Raw genomic sequence first — 17,618 nt, 5'->3', positions numbered from 1 at the left:
GCGCCGTGGAGCAGTTTTTCGCCGTGCTCTTCGGAGGGATCGCCCAGGCGGCGGTCTACAGCATCATCGCCGTCGGCCTGTCCTTGGTCTATGGCACCGCCCGCACGCTCAACTTCGCCTATGGCGGTCTCTACACGACCGGGGCTTATATTTCCTGGGTCCTGACCGTCGGCTATCTCGGTCTGCCTTTGTGGCTCGCGGTTCTCCTCTTGATCCCGATCCTCTTCTTCATCGGCGTCGCGATCGAGCGCTTCATGCTGAGGCCGCTCAGGCGCGGTAGGAACTGGAAGGTGACCGCCATGATGGTCACCTTGGGCCTCGCTTTCGTGCTCGACAACGCCAATCTCATCCTCTTCGGCGCGGTGGCGAAGCCGATGCCGGCCTTCATCGACGGCACCGTCTCGATCTTCGGTGTCGCGGTCTCGGCCTATAGGCTCGCCGTGCTCATCATCGCGCTCCTGATCGTCGCGGCCCTCGAGCTCTTCCTCAACCGCACCCGCTTCGGCTGGGCGGTGCGCGCCGTGGCCCAGGATATCCAGGGCGCGCGCCAGGTCGGCATCGATGTCAACCGCATCTTCAGTTTCACCTTCGGGCTCTCGGTCGTGCTGACCGGCTGCGCCGGCCTCCTGCTCTCGCCCATCTTTCTCATCTCGCCGCAAGGCGGCTGGGAGCCGTTCCTGAAAGCCTTCGTGATCGTCGTCCTGGGCGGGCTCGGCAGCACCAGGGGTGCCGTTGTCGCCGCCTTCTTCTTAGGGCTGGTCGAGGCGGCCGTCGTCTACAAACTGGGCGCCAGCTGGACCATGCCGGTCTGGCTGGTGACATTGCTCCTTGTACTGATGATCCGCCCGCAGGGCCTTCTGGGCCGGGGCCAGACCGAGGCCGCCGGATGACGGAGACCCATGCCACCATGACATCGCCGAGTGGTGCGACCAGGTCTCCGGCCCGCGGCGGCGACCTTCTCTACTGGGCGGTGGCGGCGGCTCTTGCCGTCGCCGGCATGCTGATCACCGACAGCTATGTCCAGCATGTCCTGATCCTGTGCTTCCTGTGGTGCATGGTCGCCGCCGCCTGGGACCTGACACTGGGCTATGCCGGCATATTCAACTATGCGCAGATCGCGCTCTTCGCCGCCGGCGCCTATGCGACCGCGATGCTCACCTTGAAGCTCGGCGTGCCGCCGCTCGCCGCCATCACGGCCGCGACCGCCATCACGGCCTTGCTGGGTCTGGCGATCGCCCTTCCTTGCCTCAGGCTCCAGGGCGAATATGTGGCGCTCTTCACCTTCTCGGTGCATCTCGCCATGCCGCCTTTGATCCAGCTCGCCAAGGGCTGGGGCACGGGCGGCACCATGGGTCTCCTGGGCGTGCCGCCGATCAAGATTTTCGGCGTCACGCTTGGACCGATGAACAAGATCGGCTGGTACTATCTCGCCCTCGCCACCGCCGCGGTCAGCGTTTATGTCATCTATTTCATCGTGCTGCGCAGCCGCACCGGGCGCGCTTTCGTCGCTTTGCGCGACTCCGCCAATTTCGCGCGCTCGCTCGGGATCAACGAGTTCAAATACCGGCTGCTCGCCTTCACTCTGTCGGCGCTGATCACCGGCTTCGCCGGCGCCCTCTATGCCCATTACACCTCGGTCGTGACGCCGAAGATCTTAGGGAACGAGTTCATCCTGCTCGCCATCGTGATGCTGGCCATAGGCGGCATCGGGCGTTTCCCGGGCGCCGTCCTCGGCGCCTTCGTGGTGACCATCCTCAATGAGCTTCTGCGCGATGCCGGGACCTACCGGCTGCTGATCCTCGGCATGCTTGTCGTGCTGACGCTGCTGTTGCTGCCGCAGGGGCTCGCCTCGCTGAAGGACCGGCTGCTCGGCCCAGGCGGCAAGCGCAAGACCAGAAACACAGGCGAATGAATGGAGGCGTGATGAAGCCGCAAGCGAATGAGAATATCCCCACACTGCGCGGCGCCAGGCAGCGCGAATATACCGATGCCCTGACCTTCGAGCAGGAGCTGGCCCAGGTCTTCGACAAGGACTGGGTGATGGTCGGCCGCCAGAACAGCATCCCCGAGCCCGGCAATTATCTGACCGCCGCCCTCGGCCAGCGTCCCATCGTCTGCATCCGCCAGAAGGACGGGTCGATCCGGGCCTTCGCCAATTACTGCCTGCACCGCTATGCCAGATTGCTCGACGGGCGCGGCAAGGCGCGCCGCATCGTCTGCCCCTACCACGCCTGGACCTACGAGATCACCGGGCAATTGATCGGCATCACCGATCCGAAGGGCTTCGGCAATGCCTGCAAATCCGAGATGGGCCTCGAAGAGCTCGCCTGCGAGGTCTGGCTCGGCTTCATCTTCGTTTCCTTGCGCCGCGACCTTCCCTCCATCGCGAGCAAGCTCGCGCCACTGGCCCAGCATCTGGCGCGTTACGATCTCTCTTCCTATGACGACCGCTACGTCTTCGACGAAGAGATCTGGGCCGGCAACTGGAAGCTGGTCTATGAGAATTTCATCGAGTGCTACCACGTGACCTATTCGCACAAGCAATCGATCGGGCCGACCAATCCGACCCGCCTGGCGGAGCTCGGGCCCCGCAGCCACCAACAATTCTCGGTCCACTACAATCCCTACCGGCCCGAGGACCTGCCCGAAGTGCATAATGACGCGCTCGATGAGGACGAGCGCCGGCGGCTCCTCGTCATCGGCATCTATCCTAACGCCCTTATCGCCATCGACGCCAATTTCGTGTGGTGGATGATGCTCGAGCCGCAGGCCGTCGACCGCACCAACGGCCGCTGGGGCCTCTCCTTCACGCCGCATGCCATGACCAAGATGAAGGACCCTGCCGCTTTTGCCGAGAAGATCCGCGAGGTGATCCATACCGCGACCATCGAGGACAAGCAGGTGGTGGCGGCGGTTCAGCAGGGCGTGCGCTTCGGCGCGGCCGAGCCCGGCTTCCTGCATGGCACGCTCGAGATCTATGTCGACGAGTTCCGCCAGTATCTCGACCGCATGCTGGGCCGGAACGAGCCGACGCTTGCCGGCAAAGCCAAAGCCAGACGCTAGAGGAGTGATGATGAAAGGTTTTTCGAAGGAGAAACGCGAACGCTTGCAGGCCTTGGCCAAGGGCGAGTTCCTGCAGAGCAGCGATCCCCGGATCGATGCCTTCCTCAAGCGCATGGAGACGGAGAAGGCGCCGGTCTTCGCCGATGTCTTTGCCGGCGAGATGAGCTTCTTCAATGCGCCGCGGCGCTCCGACCTTGCCGAAGTGGACTTGGCCTGCATCGGCATTCCTTTCGAGGCGAGCGCGCCGGTGCGTGGCGGCACGCGGCTCGGGCCGCGTTCGTTCCGCGAATGGTCGAAGGTCAGGGGGCCGGTGCATGACGTGTGGCGGACCATTCCCTTCGAGCTCCTGAGCATGGCCGATGTCGGCGATATCGGCTTCGACAGCCCGCATGATGTCGATGCCTGCGTCGCGACGATCCGTAAGACTTTCGCGGAATTCCGCCGCCGCGGCATCACGCCTTATGCCGTGGGCGGCGTGCATACGATGACCCATCCGATCCTTTCCGGCCTCGCCGCCGGCGAGCCGATCGGCCTGGTGCAGATCGACGCCCATGCCGACACCGCCCGCGGCAGCTTCCAGGGCAATCGGCTCAACGACTGCAGCGTCTTCCTCAATGCGGTGCTGGACGAGGCCATCGATCCCGAGCGGACGATCCAGATCGGCATGCGGGGCTCCCTCAGCCCCTATTGGGATTTTTCGCGCGAGGCGGGCATGCGCCTCATCCCCATGCACGAGGTCTATGAGCTGGGGGTCAAGGGCGTGATCCAGGAGATCCGCCGCGTCATTGGCGATGGGCCTTTCTATTTCACCCTCGACACGGACGGCATCGATGCGACCTACTTGCCTGGCACCGAGCTCCCCGAGCCCTTCGGCTTCACGACGCGCGAGATCGTCCAGATCATCCGCGGCATGCACGGCATGGACATCGTCGGCGCCGACCTGGTCGAGCTCTGCCCGCCCTATGATCCGAACGGCATTTCCGCCAATATCGGCGCGGCGCTCGGCTTCGAAACGGTCTGCCTATTGGCCGAGGCGCATGTCCGCCGTTACGGCCGGCGGCGGAAGACGCACTGGGACAAACCGCGCTGACCGCCATTTGATCCAGCTGAACGATACGTGTACAGAGCAAGCATGAGCGTGCTACTGTCGAGGGCCCCGCAGAAAGCTGGGTGCTCTGAGTGGAGTGCTAGCAATGTTCAAGCGTCTGAGTGCCGGTGGTATGGCCCTGCTTGCCGCTCTCGTCATTAACCCTAACATCGGCCAGGCCGGAGCCGATCTCGATGTCACCGGCGGAGCGGCCGCTTACCCGGTGCACTATTATCCCGACTATCGCGTCTATCCGGGTTATCCCTACTACTATGACTACGAGTATATTTCCTGCGCCGAGGCAAGACAGGTCGTTCGCGCCCATGGTTTCAATCGCGTCAAGGTGCTGCGCTGCGGCGGCGAGGTTTACAAGTATCAGGCCCTCAGGCGCTACCGTCCCTGGATCATCCGGGTGAGCGCGCGTTCAGGAAGAGTCATCAGCGCGAGACCGCTACCGGGCTATTATTGAGCGTGGACGGCGCTGGCGCATCTGCGGCGGCGTCGATGCTTTGAGCCATGAGGCCGCGAGGCTCACGCCACCTTGGGCAGCGACAGCACCACCCGCATGCCGCTCTCTTCGCGCCGATACATGCTGATGTCGCCGAGATGCGCCCGGGCGATGCCGCGGGCGATGGCGAGGCCGAGACCGATGCCGCCCGTCTCGCGGTTGCGCGAGCCTTCGAGGCGCTTGAACGGCTTGAACACCTGCTCGATGTCGCTTTGGGCGAGCCCCTGCCCTTCGTCCTCGATGACCACATTGATGTTCTGCGCCGCCTCCTCGATCGAGACGCTCGCTCTCTTTCCATATTTCACCGCATTGTCGATGAGATTGGTGAGACATCTTTTGAGCGCGATCGGCCGCCCGCTGCACAAGATGCGCGGCGGCGTCGCCTTTTGGTCGAGGCGGACGTCGGGATAATCATCGCACACCGCCTCCACCAGCGAGACAAGGTCGATCTTGGCATCGGGCTCTTTCTTCACCTCGTGGCTGGCGAAGTCGACGACCGACTGGATGATCTTCTCGATCTCCTGCAGGTCGGCGAGGAGCGCCGGCGTCCCGCTCTTCTTCTTTAGAAGCTCGAAGCGCAGGCGCAGCCGCGTGATCGGCGTGCGCAGGTCATGCGCCAGTGCTGCGGCCAGATGCTCGCGCTCGGCCACATAGTCCTGGAGCTTGGCCTGCATCGCATTGACCGCCTTGACCGCGGCCTTCACCTCGCCGCTGCCGGTCTCGGGCAGCGGCGGCCGGTTGAGGTCGTCGCCGAGCGCGCTCACCGCCCGCTCGAAGGCGCCATAGGGCGCCGTGAGCTGCCGGATCGTCCACAGCGACAGGAGGATGATGGCGATCGCCGCACCGCCATAGAGCGGCATGCTTTCCTGCGTCAGGACCGGCGGATCGGGCGTCACCGGCGTTGCGAAATTGAGCCACTGCCCGTCGCTGAACTGGATGGCGACGGTGAAGCGGCCGCTCTTGCCGAGGGTCGAGGCGGCCTGCAGCAGAAGCTCCTCGACATCGCCCGGCTGGTCGATGGGTGCCGCCGCATGGTTCGAGGGCGGGCGGTTCGCGCGCGAGGGCCCGTCCTCGCGCACCCTGATGTCGGTGACCCCGTTCTTGGCGAGCTTGGCGACCAGTATGTCCTCAAGCTCGGCCAGCTCGTCATCGCTCGGCAGCGCGGTCGCGACCGCGGGCTGGCCCGACATCGCCAGAGTGAGCGAGGGATTGGCCATCTCGGTGAGCAGCGTCTGGCGCAGATCGGGCGATGCCGCGTGGAAGGCCTTCGCCAGAGCGACGGTGCGCTCGCCGAGCCGGAAGAGCTCGAAGGAGCGGCCGGCATTGGAGACGCCGTGTGCGGCGATCACGAGGGTCAAAGCTTGCGTGGCGATGAGGCCCGCCACCAGGATCAGAAGGATCCAGGCGGGCAGCGATTGCGGGAAGAGCCGCTTCATTGCGGCCGGACCTCCGAGGAGAGCATGTAGCCGCCGCCCCGCACCGTGACGATCGGGTTCACCGCCTTGGCGCCGCCGGCGAGCTTCCGCCGCAGCCGGCTGACCAATATGTCGATGCTGCGGTCGAAGGACTGCGCCGCATGGCCTTGGGTGAAGTCGAGAAGCTGGTCGCGGCTCAAGGTGCGGCGCGGATGGGTGACGAACACGCCGAGCAGGTCGAACTCCGCCATCGTCAGCGTGATGACGACATTGTCGGCGCTCCACAGGCGGCGCTGCGCCAGGTCGATGGTCCAGTCGTCGAAGCGCAGCACCTGGCTCGGCCGGCCGTCGGGCTCGGCGGCCGCCGTCGCTGTGAAGCGGCGGATGACCGCGCGCACCCGGGCCAGGAGCTCGCGCGGCTCGAAGGGCTTGGCGATATAGTCGTCGGCACCCATTTCGAGCCCGACGATGCGGTCCGCCGTCTCGTTGATGGCGGTCACCATGATGATCGGCACTTGCGAACGGCCGCGGATGTCGCGGCAGAGATCGAGGCCGTTGCGGCCTGGCAACATCACGTCGAGGACCACGAGATCGAAATCGTGCCGGCGCAATTCGCTCTGCATCTGGGCTTCGTCATGCGCTACACCCACGCGATAGCCGTGGCGTTCGAAGAAATGCCGGATGAGATCGCAGATTTCGCGATCGTCATCGACGACGAGAAGATGGCCGGCCTGCTTCACCGTCAAGGATGCTCCATTACAGATCCGTAATGCGCCGAAGCGCTCATGCGTCGGGCCATATCACAGGGAGAGATCGCGTTCCAGTTAACGCTCGGCAAGCTTATGGAGATGCCGGCGGGGCGATTGTTTCCGTAGCCGGGAGACGGGAAACATGCCGTTACAAAGACAGGGTCCGGCGGAAAAATTGCGGAAACGCAGGGGCATTACTGATGGGCTCGACAATGACACGCAAGCGCCGACACCTTCAATGTCCCAAGTGATCCATATATCGAGGCGACGGAGCTTGCGTTTCATCTGTCTCGCGGTGCTGGCAGGCGGCCTCCTCATGCCGCCCGGCCTCGGCGATGCGGCGACGAGTGAGACGACCAGGTCTCAACGCTGCAGCATCCTGCAGGACCAGCTCAACGCCGAGATCAAGGCGCATGCCGGATCCGGCCGTTCTGCCAACGCCGCGACCATCGGAGCGAAAGCCAGGAAGCTCTGTGCCGGCGGTAAGCCGGCGCAAGGTCTCAGGGCCTATGTGAAGGCGCTCCAGCTGCTCGGGGTCCAGCCCATCGACCCTGAATGACGAAGGCCGCGGCGCTGCCTCGGTCTTTCCCAACGACTGGAAAGGATAATGCGATGAATAGACTCTCTCTTGCCGCTCTTGGCCTCGCCTCGGCTCTCATGATCTCGGGCGCAGCGCTCCAGGTGGCGCCCGCCCATGCGGCGACCACCGCCGCGACGGCCACGAAAACCAACGTCGTCCAGCAGGACACCACGAAGAAAAAGAAGAAGATCGTCCAGCATCACAGCAAGAAGCCGGTGAAGCACGCTTCGAAGAAGAAGAAAATGCCGGCGACGCCGGCGACCTGAAGCGGCGGACCGGGGTGAGCCCGGCAACGGGCTCACCCCGCATTTTTTCTTGCCGAATTTTTTACTGTTGCGAGGCCGCCATGACAGCCGCTGCCGCATTGCTCTGGTATATCGTCGTTGCTGGCCCGCAAGGCGGGCTCGCCGTCCTGCCGAGCCCGTTCGATGGCCGCGAGCAATGCCTCGCGGCCGTCAAGGAATAAGAAGCAACGAAGCCTCCGGCGAACTGGACGCTGCAATGCGTGCCGGGTGGTGCGACCGTCGGCGAGGACGATGTGCCGGATGAAGGCGCGCCGGCGGAGCCGGCGCAGTAGGCAAGACGGCTCAATATCGCCGTCACGCCGTCTCCGGCTACTTCAGCTGTTCCAGACAGTTCCCCGCCGCGTGGCCGGCAGCCTCACCCTCGGCCATCGTCAGCTTGCCTTCGGCGATCATCTTTTCGACTATGGAGACAACGATGCTGCGGCCCGTGGAGGGCGTCGGGTTGCTCGCAAGAGTGGATGCGTAGATCTGCTTGGCGGCAGGCGGAAGTGAAGCGGCGCACGCATCGGCGGCTTTCTGGTCCGCATAGGCCGCGGTCGTCAGGCAGGCAAGGCACAAAAAACACAAGATGGTCTTCATGTCGTCGCTCCTTCGCAAGCAGTTCAATGGACTTCCCAATCACGCAATCGACCCGATCCCCTCTCGCGAGAGGTCAAGCGAGAGATGGGCAGGCTGATGCCCAAATTCGCTCATTATTTAAGTCTGGATATTTTTGGTTCTCCCAAGGGAAACTCTAGCCCGCGCTGTGTTCTTCCACAAACAGAATAAAAAGATGACGGAATTCCAATGACTTGTGCGTCCAGGTTTGCGACAACCCAGCATGTCTTAATTCGTTGCTTTCGCTTGGCCCGGGCCAGGGTCCAAACTATGCCCATCTATCCGTGAATACGTCCCAAGGCAGCCCCGACATGAAGTCCCGCGCCATGACGGACATGTCACGCAGCGCCTGTGATCCTCCGGGCCGCTCCGGGCCGCCACGAAGATGCTCCCTCGCAGATCTTCATGAAGCGCATCGACGGCCTGATGGCGATACCCCTGGGCGACAGTTGGGATGGATCCTGGCGGCAGGACCAGACATAGCCGGGCTGCCGAAAATTTGAGCACGAATGGCCGCAGAACGCCCGGTTTTCGGCCTCGCTCGCCGTCTGCCTTCTCGATAGGATTGCAAGGCGACAGGCGGGAGACGTTCATTCGTGAAAAGAGGGCTTCCTCCCTACGAAGAGAGCAAGAAAATCGCGGTTGCGGCCGGCACGGTATTGCTGAGCGAGGGGACGAAATCGGGCCGCATCTATATTCTCGATGAAGGGACGCTCGAGGTCGCGCGCGGGGAGACGCAGGTCGCCGTCGTCAGCGAGCGGGGATCGATCTTCGGTGAAATGTCGCTGCTGCTCGATTCGGCGCACACCGCGACGGTGCGGGCCGTCACGCCGGCGGTCCTCTATGAGTTCATCGATGGCGCGGAATTCCTGAGGTCGGATCCCGAGACAGCATTGCTCGTCGCGCGCTTGCTGGCCCAGCGACTTTATTCGGCCACGACTTACCTTGTCGATCTGAAGCGCCAATATGCCGGCCACGGCACGCATCTCGCAATGGTCAGCGAAGTGCTGGCGAGCCTCGTCCACCAGCAGCCCGGCGAGTTCCTCCCCGGATCGGAACGGCAAGACTCTAAATCATGACCCAGGCTGGCGGCCGCGTGAGGCGCGGCAGGGGCAGCGCCAGCGGCTCGTCGAGGCGGAAGGATTGAATGCCGGCGGACGACATCCAGACCGCCTCCTGAAGCTCGGTGTCGAACATGATATGCGCCGGCGGCGCGCCCGAATGGCAACCGGTATTGAACACCCATGTCGGACCGATACGGTCGACCCATGAGCCGCCTTTGACGAAAGGCGATTGATGGACATGGCCCGACAGCACGATATCCGGCTGATAGCGGGCGATCCACCCGCTCAAGACCGAGTCGCCCGAATCGCGGCTGCCGGTCCAACTGATCGGCGAACGGTCGGGCGGCGCATGATGCACCCAGATCCACCGTCCGGTGCGCTTGCGCGCGTCGGCTGCGAGTTGGGCTTCGACGCGCTCACGCACCATGGGGCCGTCCCACCAGGGGCATACGGAGATAAGGGTATCCTCGATCTCGATTGTGTCGCCGTCGGACGAAACTCTACTGTGCCGGCAATCCGCGACCCATTTGGCGATCTTTTCGCCCGATGTATCGCGCGAATCGAGATCATGATTGCCGGAGCAGATGAGGATATGCGTCTTTTGGCACAGCAGCTCCATGTATTTCCGAATGACGACGGTTTGCGCCCAGCCTTGCACCAGCGAGCTGAGGTCGAGATGATCGCCCGCCAGGATCACCAGATCGAAGCGATCGGCCTCGTTCACCACCCAGTCGAATTGCGGCAGCGAATAGTGCAGATCGGCGACGACGAGACATCTCATGTGGAGTCCACCGCAGTGCTGGATGGACCCTAGACGAAAACGGGATCATGTCCAGCGCGGCAAATTGCTTGTCCGTCAAACGGTTCGACGTAGCAGGCTCAATCTGATATCATCTGTTCAGAAATGACCCGCGGCTGAAGCTCGAAAGCTTTCAAAAGGCATTGAACGAAATTATTCCAAAGGAAGCCTTTAAGCGCCATGACCTCTCGTAAGACCCGGAAGGACAGCAAAACCAAGGGCGGCCAGATCGGCGCTGAGCACGTCCGTTCCGTCGTCGAGCAGGCGCGCAAGAGCAGCCACGATCTCGTAGCCGCCGGCGTCAATCGTGAGCGCCTCGAGGGCCGCCTCAGCCAGATCGAAAAGCACCTGGACCAGGAGGATCATGATCCAGTGAAGCTTCGTTCGGTGCTCACCGAGCTGCAGGCGGACCTGATCGCAGTCGAGAACAGGCTGATCGACTCCGGTGTGCTGCAGGTGCTGCATCAGATCCTGGGTACTGGCGTCCCCCCGCCGCGCTGATCCGATCGAAAGCTTGCGAAGAATCGGCTCAGGCGTAGCTTGCCAGCGCCGCACCCTCGTCCGGGAAAATCTTGATGATCGCGTCAAATCCGCTGACCTTGAAGACCGTGGCGACGTTCTCCTTGAGGCCACAGATGGCGAACTGGCCGTTGTCTCCCTGCAGGCGCTTGGCCGCGACGAGCAGGCTGCGAAGCCCCGCGCTGCTTATGTTCGTGAGATCGGAAAAGTCGAGCAGGACGCTGGTTTCGCCGCCGTCGATCGAGGCGGATAACCGGCCCTGAAATTCGCCTGCGGTCCGGGCATCGAGACGCCCTTGCGCCGCCACCACCAGGACAGTGCCTTTCTTTGACTTCTGCATGTGCATGCCGGGCGTCCTCAGCGTGACTTCGCCGCTCCCCGTGCTGCGTGCAACGGTTCTCCCAAGAGGGGCCGCCGACAAGAGAATGGTGATTTCGGCGAGGGCGGAGACGTCGGCGCGGCTGATCTCCTCGGCGAGCGTCGTCTTCAGGGCCTCGACGCGGCGGTCCGCATCGCCGAGCGCCAGCTTGCCGTCGACTCCGAGCGCGACCTCGATGAACACCTTGTCGCCGGCGCGGCGCGAGCGCACATGCTCGAGATGGTCGTAGTCGCTGAAATGCCGGGCGAGCGCCCGGTTGACGGCGATCTGGATCTCTTCCTCGACCGTGCGGTCGAGCAGATCCGGCAGGCCGGACCGCATCATCTCGACCGCGTTGATGACCATGATTGCGGCGACGAAAGCCGAACCGATGGCGTCGGCCCAGGCGACGATCACCTCATTCAGCGAGACCGCGGCAACCGTCATGGTCGCCTGGACGAACAGCGAGGAGAAGAGCTTGACGACCCGCGCGCGCAATTGCGCGCGCATGATGATGGAACCGCCCGATCGTGCGGCGCGGCGCATCGCGTCCCAGGTGATGATGTTGGCCAAGGTGTTGACGGCGCCCAGCATCGCCGCAAGCGCAAGCCCGAACGGCGCGCCCAGCGACTTTTCTCCGGCGAGGATCTCCAGGACGCCGATCGCGATCCAGACGGCGCCGCCGAACATGCCGGCCGCGATCGACAGGCTCGCCACCTGCTCCAGCTTGCCGTGCCCGAACTCGAAACCGCTCAGGACGCCGCGATGGATCCGTCTCATGACGACCAGAGAGAAAATCTCGATGGCCAGCATCAGCGACGCGCGCAGCGCCTCGGCCAGCATGGTGAAGGAGCCGCCGAAGAGCGAGACCTGCACCATGGCGGCGACGATCGCGCAATCGGCCAGGATGGCCCAGAAGATGGAGCGCTCCCTGGCGTGCTGCTCGGCCGTGATCATCGAGTGCCGGGGCATCGCGCTCGTCACAGCCGCAGACGGGCCAGAACGACCTGGATCAGGCCGATATCAGGGAAGTCGACATGGGCGGCGTGACCGATCGCGCAAGCTCCGATCTCCGCCGGATCCGGCGGAAGCCTGACAATCGCCTGGCCGATGCCCGGATGCCGGCCCTTGGCAATGGCGGCCAGATCATCGGCACCCAGTGTTGCCGCCGACCCCCGCAACAGCAGGACGGTGCCATGATGCGTCGTGCTCTCGCCTTCGAGCACGACATCCGCCTCGGCTCCAACATTGAGCAGCGCCACTTCTATATCCGACACCGGGACATCGACGAGCAGAATGCCGCAGTCGATCCAGCTCGCCACCGGCGTGCCGGCGCGGACATCGCCGCCAGGCGCCTCGATCAGGCTCCATACTCTGGAGTCGGGCGGCGCCGAAACGACCGCGGTGCGCTGCTTGCTGTAGATATCCTTGGTTGCGTCGGCCACGGCCTGCGCCGCGGCCGCCTCGGCCTCGGCGACGGCAAGGTCCGCCTTGGCACGCTCGAGTTCGAGAAGCGCCGTTTCGAGACTGCGCTGCGCGGTGGCCCCGTCCGTGCCGTCATCGAGGAGGAAAACACCTCGCGCTGCCGCATCGAGTTGAACCGCCTCCTGCGCGAATAGGGTCTCGGTCTCGGTCAGAAGCCGCTGATGCTCGATGACAAGGCCCATCGCGGTTTCAAAGGCCGATTGCGAGGTCGCTCCGGTTTTTGCGAGCTTCGCCATCCGCTCGGCCTGGGCGCGTTCGAGCTCCAGCCGGTTGGATAGAAAGGCAATGATCTTGCGCGATCCGTCGATCTTGGCCTCGAGTTGCCGCCGGAATGTGGCGGCATAGTCGGACGCCAGCCGTCGGCGATCCTCGACCACACGCTCGAGCCGCGTGACCAGGTCCTTGTGGCCTTCCAGGCGGGCGATGGCGGCGTCGCGCTGGGCGAGCGCCTCGGCCAGCCGCGTGCTGTCCGCCAGCGGGTTGTCCAAGCCGACGATTCGCCCGTCACTCCCCACCCGGTCACCGGGGCGAAGCGGATTGGCGTCCAGATAGCCGTCGATCGGCGCGCGGACGATATTGATCCAGGTGGTGACGGCGGCGTCGCGGACGATGATCGAGCGCAGATACGGGCCACCGATCCAGATGATGTAAGCCAGCAGCGCGGCAAGTCCGAGGCCGACAACCAGCCGCGGCGACTCCATGAGCCGTTTCACGTGTTTCTTCCCCAGCACCCTAAGAAGGCGTTCTTTATATTACCAGCACCCTAAGAAGGCGTTCTTTGCATTACATGTATTTGAACATGTATTTGAATTTCAATGAGTCCCGGTTCGGCCGGCGCCGACGCTGGAAGCCGCAGAAGCGGTGCTCTCAGGGCTTTGATGTTTCGGCATTTCAGCCTGCAGGGCTCAAGAGCTTCTCCAGCTTTTCTATCGCCTTGTTGATTACCCCCGGGCGTTTGTCGGATTCCAGATCCCGTTTGATTTCAACAATGACTTCATTGGCGGCGTCGAGACGCCGCGCAAGTATCGCAGAAACGTAAAGCAAGGCCGCCACGTCCCCGGTCAGCAGCGAGGACGCCTTGGCAACGTGGAATTCGGACCGCTCTAGGGTGCGCACGTCGGCGGTGTGAGGCTTGTCCAACAGGAGGGCGAGCTCGCCAAATACCGCGCCGGGCTCGGAGACCGTGGCGATCTGCACGCCGTCTCTGACGATCTCGACCAGACCTTTCCGAAGAATGAACAGTTGCCCGGTCGTCGACCCGGCCGCCAATACGGTTTGTCCGGGATTGAAAGTCGATGCCGCGAGGGACGTGAGACTCTTACTGAAGGTGGCAAGGTCCGGAATTAACGCCATGTCCATGGTCCTTTCTCAGGTCTCCAAGGCGTCTCAGCAGGGTTTGTTGTGCAAGAGTTGGGCACCGGACCACTAAGGCGTCGAGGCGCTATGGCTAAGTCTTTGATTTGATTGGCGCCCCCTAGGGGAGCAGCGGGATCTAAGTAAATCAATGGGTTAACGAGAAGTGGGACACCGAAATCTCCCACACAATTATTAGCAATCTTGCCTCTAATGTCCCACCAAATTTACCCCCCCGCGGCCTCATGCCATCCTTGCCGTAGCTGAAGCAGGGCATCACAATTGCCTCCTATATTTTTTGCCTCTGGCGGGTTTTCCGGCGCACAGAATACTGCCACCGATGGTGACGGACTTCAACGATGGAAGCCACTAAGAAACACTGAGACGCGGGCAGACGTTTCCAGTTTGAGGCGGTCGCCCGCCCTAATCCCGCAGAGCCGTCCTATAGCCTCGAAGACGGCCGCCAGACTTTTTTGCCGCTGCGGTCCTGGTCTTGAGGACCGTCTTCTCATGCTCGATTCTGGCGTTGTCGGCAGAGGAATACGATCAGCATCAGGGCCTTGTAGCGCTTTGGTTGAATGCCATTCGGTCAGTTCCCGACCGGCCGCCGCTACGAGGGGAATTGGACACACTGCCGCAGCCGACGATACGGACTGGGAAATGAGAGGAGCACGCGTTCGGTCGAGGACACCGCGCTTAGTCTTGGCTAGCGAATACTTGAATTTCTGCGTGTTCGCGCCTCTCAGTACGCGCCGGAATTGTCGGATCCTAAACAAGGAGCACACAATTCTCTTCGAATAGCGCGAACTTAGGTCAGCCTATGACGCCACATGCAATCCTGGGAAAATCGAGAAAACAAGAGCCATTCAGGCGAAAAAGGCTGCGCATCTTCCCTTCCGGCTTAAGAGCCAAAAAGCCCGACTAGTGGCAGGATGAGCATTTAGCCATCAGGATTTTCATCAGTTCTCAAAGAAAGATGACCGAGCGAGAGGAGCTCCAATTTCTCTCTGGCTTGACACACTGCGCACACGGTCGCTCTAAAGCTCATTGATATCTCTAGACTGTCGACCCAATCCACAATTGGATTGCGGCGCTCATGCGAGAGGGCTCAAGATCCGAGCGGCCAATGGAACGACCAAATGAATGCCAGCATGCCGGCGACCGGCACCCGATTCATGCGGCCCCCGCCATTTCCGCACGCATCGGCCAGAGGTCTGACGTCAGATATTGCACCGCGGCGAGCCGATCAGAGTAGAGCCCGGGCAGTTCGATCTCACGCGCAAATCCTGCCGAGAAATCGCGAAACGCCGAGAGATTGATCAATGGAACACCGATCAGGACAGAAACGGATAGCTCGATCGCCTTGGCCATCAGCCCCCTGAAACCACCGCCTTCGACCTCGGTCTTGCCGAATTTGCAGAGGACTAACAAATCGGTTTGGTCAGACAGCCCAGCGGCGGCCGCTTCACAGGCGCGGAGCAGTTGATCGGTATTTAGGACACAACCACGAGCCTGCGGACCGCGATCGTCCGATATCCCCCGAAGTTCGCCAGTCGCGAGATCCTGCAGATGAATGTCGCATTTCAGGCGGCCAGGTTTCCGCTGACTACGCTGAATGAGGCCCGCCAATCGCATGCCGCGATCGGCCATGAGCGCGGTAACTTCCTGCAGAAAGGCCTCGAACTGCACGCTGTCGGAGTAAGCGATTGCAGTGATGGGATAGGTTCGATCAGCGAACTGCATGGTGGACTTCCTGCGTGCCTGGACTCTGTGGTAAAGCCTTCTCGAGAATGGCGCGCATGGCCGTCAGGCCCGGATCTTCCGCACGATTCATGATGCCGATGAGCTGGGTCCAGAGATCGTCAGAGGCGGTTTCCATAAAATTGCGCACGGCCGAGCCAACGATATCGGCCGGCAAGCGACCGGACTCCTCGGCAGCAGCGGCCAGGCGCGTGAGCAAAGCAGGCTCGTCGACAGCGGCGAGAAGGCCCATGGCGACCTCCGGATCATCAAGCGAAGCAATGAGGTTTCCGAGCATCGCGCGGCACTCACTGCACCAGCGGCGACGCGGAGCCGTCGATCGCAACTCCGCTGATATCCGCCCGGCCGACAAGCAGAGACAGATACTGCGCCGTCGCTTGCCGCTGGACATGCTCGAGCAGATAGGAAGCGATGCGCTCCCGCACGACCTCGAAAGGCAGCTGGCGGCCATCAATCCGCCGGGTCAGGCGAATGAGATGGACGCCATAGCGCGTCTCCACCGGAGCTGAGATTTCGCCGGGGGCGAGATCGACGAGCGCGGCTTCGAACTCCGCTGTCGTGTCGCCCGGCCCGATCTGGCCCAGGCTGCCGCCAAGGGACGCGGATGGGCAATCCGACCAATCCCGTGCCAATGCCGCGAAACACTCCGGCGCCGTTGCCAGGATAGCTCCGAGCGCTGACGCCCGTTCGCGCGCCGCTGCGAAAGCATCCTCATCATCGCGACGTGCGCCGATCAGAATGTGATCGGCTTCATAAAGCAACGGCGTCACGAAGCGATGGAGATTGTTCCCATAATAGCGGCGGAGCGTCTCTTCATCCGCCTCGGGAATGCGGACTTCGCGTTCGATGAGGCCACGCAACTGGGCGTCTTCTGCCGTCTCGCGGCGCCCATCCGCGTCGGTTTTCTGTTCCACACAAATGTCAAGACGGAGCGCTTCCTGTCGGAGCAGCTCCCGAATGACCAGCGCACGGGTCGCTGCCCGCCAGCCTTCGCCAGGATTGCGGGCCGGAAAATTCTGTACCTCGGCGGCGATCGCCTTGCGCGATATCGCCACGCCATTGACGGTCACCGGCGGCATCGCCACGCGTTCACGCGAAGGCTTCGTGTCAGGTGTCGCGGGTCGATGCTCGTGCGGATGCTCAGAGGATGGTTTGCGGCCGGCGGCGTGGTTGATGATGATCGCGGTCATGATTTACTCCGCAGGCTGACGGGCGGGGGCGCCAGCGGCAGATTGCACCGGCGCCTCGGACCGGACCGCCGGTACGGGCGCGGGCGATCGGCGCTCCGCAAAGCGCGTGCGCACGACCTGATAGCCGGGACGGCCGAGGTACCAAATCGGCGCACTCCAGACATGCACAAGCCTTGTGAAGGGGAAGACCAGGAAGATGGTCATCCCCAGAAGGAGGTGTGCCTTGAAGATCGGATGTACGTCGGAAACGTAGCTCGCCGCTGAGGGCTGCAAGGTGAGAATGCCCTGTGCCCAGGTCATGAATTTAACCATCTCGTGGCCGTCCATGTGACCGAGCGAGACAAAGATGGTGGAAAGGCCAAGAGCAAGTTGCAGCCAAAGCAACAACAAAATGGCGATGTCGCCAAAACTGGACGTGCTTCGGATCCGGGCGTCAAACAGCCTGCGGTGGGCAAGAAGGGCTATGCCAATAAAGCAGGCAATACCGGCGATGCCGCCGACAACGATCGCCAGCCCTTGCTTGAAGCTGTGCGAAATGCCGAGCGCGTCAAATATCCAGATCGGCGTCAGCAGGCCTACGAAATGACCGGCGAAGATCGCGAGGATGCCCACATGGAAGAGATTGGAGCCCCAGCGGAGCTGGCGCCGGCGCAGCAGCTGCGACGAGCCCGTCTTCCACGTGTACTGCTCACGGTCGAAGCGGATGAGGCTGCCGAGGAGAAAAACCGTCAGGCAGAGATAGGGATACCAGCCAAAGAGCACGTAGTTGATCGCGTTGGACATTG

The 17,618-nt window shown here is 62.7% G+C and carries 20 protein-coding genes; 9 read left to right on the top strand and 11 right to left on the bottom strand.

Annotated features, from left to right (window positions below):
* Nucleotides 1–5: 5 nt before the first annotated feature.
* The 5 genes from DS839_RS07030 to DS839_RS07010 all read left to right on the top strand — a co-directional run bounded on the left by DS839_RS07030 (nt 6) and on the right by DS839_RS07010 (nt 4,619).
* On the top strand, nt 6–890 hold the full coding sequence (locus tag DS839_RS07030) for a branched-chain amino acid ABC transporter permease (protein ID WP_119269590.1): 885 nt from the start codon (nt 6–8) through the stop codon (nt 888–890).
* Entirely contained in the window at nt 887–1,912 is a 1,026-nt protein-coding gene (locus DS839_RS07025; protein ID WP_119269589.1) for a branched-chain amino acid ABC transporter permease, read from the top strand. The genes DS839_RS07030 and DS839_RS07025 overlap by 4 nt, the downstream gene beginning before the upstream one ends.
* An 11-nt stretch (nt 1,913–1,923) precedes the next feature.
* On the top strand, nt 1,924–3,063 hold the full coding sequence (locus tag DS839_RS07020) for an aromatic ring-hydroxylating oxygenase subunit alpha (protein ID WP_162918353.1): 1,140 nt from the start codon (nt 1,924–1,926) through the stop codon (nt 3,061–3,063).
* 10 nt (nt 3,064–3,073) lie between these two features.
* Complete coding sequence (locus DS839_RS07015) at nt 3,074–4,153, top strand: arginase family protein (protein WP_162918352.1); 1,080 nt, start codon at nt 3,074–3,076, stop codon at nt 4,151–4,153.
* A gap of 103 nt (nt 4,154–4,256) precedes the next feature.
* Nucleotides 4,257–4,619, top strand: coding sequence for a hypothetical protein (locus DS839_RS07010; RefSeq protein ID WP_119269586.1), 363 nt, complete (start codon nt 4,257–4,259; stop codon nt 4,617–4,619).
* A 62-nt stretch (nt 4,620–4,681) separates the two neighbouring features.
* Here the strand turns inward: DS839_RS07010 and DS839_RS07005 are convergent, their stop codons facing one another.
* Both DS839_RS07005 and DS839_RS07000 read right to left on the bottom strand, forming a co-directional pair.
* Nucleotides 4,682–6,094, bottom strand: a complete 1,413-nt coding sequence (locus DS839_RS07005) for an ATP-binding protein (RefSeq protein WP_119269585.1) — start codon at nt 6,092–6,094, stop codon at nt 4,682–4,684.
* The gene (locus DS839_RS07000; protein ID WP_119269910.1) at nt 6,091–6,813 is read right to left on the bottom strand and encodes a response regulator; all 723 of its coding nucleotides are present in this window, start codon (nt 6,811–6,813) and stop codon (nt 6,091–6,093) included. Before DS839_RS07000 ends, DS839_RS07005 begins: the two co-directional genes overlap by 4 nt.
* Before the next feature lie 283 nt (nt 6,814–7,096).
* Between DS839_RS07000 and DS839_RS06995 the strand changes: the two genes are divergently transcribed.
* A complete protein-coding gene (locus DS839_RS06995; RefSeq protein ID WP_119269584.1) occupies nt 7,097–7,381 on the top strand; it encodes a hypothetical protein in 285 nt (94 codons plus the stop codon).
* Between the two features lie 53 nt (nt 7,382–7,434).
* Nucleotides 7,435–7,668, top strand: a complete 234-nt coding sequence (locus DS839_RS06990; RefSeq protein WP_119269583.1) for a hypothetical protein — start codon at nt 7,435–7,437, stop codon at nt 7,666–7,668.
* A gap of 348 nt (nt 7,669–8,016) precedes the next feature.
* On the opposite strand, the gene DS839_RS06985 is transcribed toward DS839_RS06990, so the two are convergent.
* Nucleotides 8,017–8,286, bottom strand: a complete 270-nt coding sequence (locus DS839_RS06985) for a hypothetical protein (protein WP_119269582.1) — start codon at nt 8,284–8,286, stop codon at nt 8,017–8,019.
* 614 nt (nt 8,287–8,900) lie between these two features.
* Between DS839_RS06985 and DS839_RS06980 the strand changes: the two genes are divergently transcribed.
* The gene (locus tag DS839_RS06980) at nt 8,901–9,383 is read left to right on the top strand and encodes a Crp/Fnr family transcriptional regulator (protein ID WP_119269581.1); all 483 of its coding nucleotides are present in this window, start codon (nt 8,901–8,903) and stop codon (nt 9,381–9,383) included.
* On the opposite strand, the gene DS839_RS06975 is transcribed toward DS839_RS06980, so the two are convergent.
* Nucleotides 9,373–10,149, bottom strand: coding sequence for a metallophosphoesterase family protein (locus DS839_RS06975; RefSeq protein WP_119269580.1), 777 nt, complete (start codon nt 10,147–10,149; stop codon nt 9,373–9,375). The genes DS839_RS06980 and DS839_RS06975 overlap by 11 nt on opposite strands.
* A gap of 198 nt (nt 10,150–10,347) precedes the next feature.
* Here DS839_RS06975 and DS839_RS06970 point away from each other — a divergent pair, with 198 nt between their 5' ends.
* Nucleotides 10,348–10,668: a hypothetical protein gene (locus DS839_RS06970; protein WP_119269579.1), complete on the top strand. Its 321-nt coding sequence runs from the start codon at nt 10,348–10,350 to the stop codon at nt 10,666–10,668.
* 28 nt (nt 10,669–10,696) lie between these two features.
* Here the strand turns inward: DS839_RS06970 and DS839_RS06965 are convergent, their stop codons facing one another.
* The 7 genes from DS839_RS06965 to narI form a co-directional block, all read right to left on the bottom strand.
* Nucleotides 10,697–12,016 (bottom strand): anti-sigma factor antagonist, encoded by a 1,320-nt coding sequence (locus tag DS839_RS06965; protein WP_119269578.1) that lies wholly within the window; start codon nt 12,014–12,016, stop codon nt 10,697–10,699.
* An 8-nt stretch (nt 12,017–12,024) separates the two neighbouring features.
* Nucleotides 12,025–13,242 carry an HlyD family secretion protein gene (locus DS839_RS06960; RefSeq protein ID WP_162918351.1) on the bottom strand — a complete coding sequence of 406 codons (1,218 nt, stop codon included), beginning with the start codon at nt 13,240–13,242 and terminating at the stop codon, nt 12,025–12,027.
* 178 nt (nt 13,243–13,420) lie between these two features.
* Nucleotides 13,421–13,888 (bottom strand): cyclic nucleotide-binding domain-containing protein, encoded by a 468-nt coding sequence (locus tag DS839_RS06955; protein ID WP_119269576.1) that lies wholly within the window; start codon nt 13,886–13,888, stop codon nt 13,421–13,423.
* Between the two features lie 1,167 nt (nt 13,889–15,055).
* Nucleotides 15,056–15,625, bottom strand: coding sequence for a DUF2478 domain-containing protein (locus DS839_RS06950; RefSeq protein WP_119269575.1), 570 nt, complete (start codon nt 15,623–15,625; stop codon nt 15,056–15,058).
* Nucleotides 15,612–15,920, bottom strand: a complete 309-nt coding sequence (locus tag DS839_RS06945; RefSeq protein WP_119269574.1) for a hypothetical protein — start codon at nt 15,918–15,920, stop codon at nt 15,612–15,614. Before DS839_RS06945 ends, DS839_RS06950 begins: the two co-directional genes overlap by 14 nt.
* 10 nt (nt 15,921–15,930) lie before the next feature.
* Complete coding sequence (locus DS839_RS06940) at nt 15,931–16,722, bottom strand: peptidylprolyl isomerase (protein WP_438816506.1); 792 nt, start codon at nt 16,720–16,722, stop codon at nt 15,931–15,933.
* A 114-nt stretch (nt 16,723–16,836) separates the two neighbouring features.
* Entirely contained in the window at nt 16,837–17,616 is a 780-nt protein-coding gene (narI, locus tag DS839_RS06935) for a respiratory nitrate reductase subunit gamma (RefSeq protein ID WP_119269572.1), read from the bottom strand.
* Between the last annotated feature and the right edge of the window lie 2 nt (nt 17,617–17,618).

It is taken from the genome of Taklimakanibacter deserti, from assembly GCA_003574785.1.
This window is presented reverse-complemented; position numbering and strand designations above follow the sequence as displayed.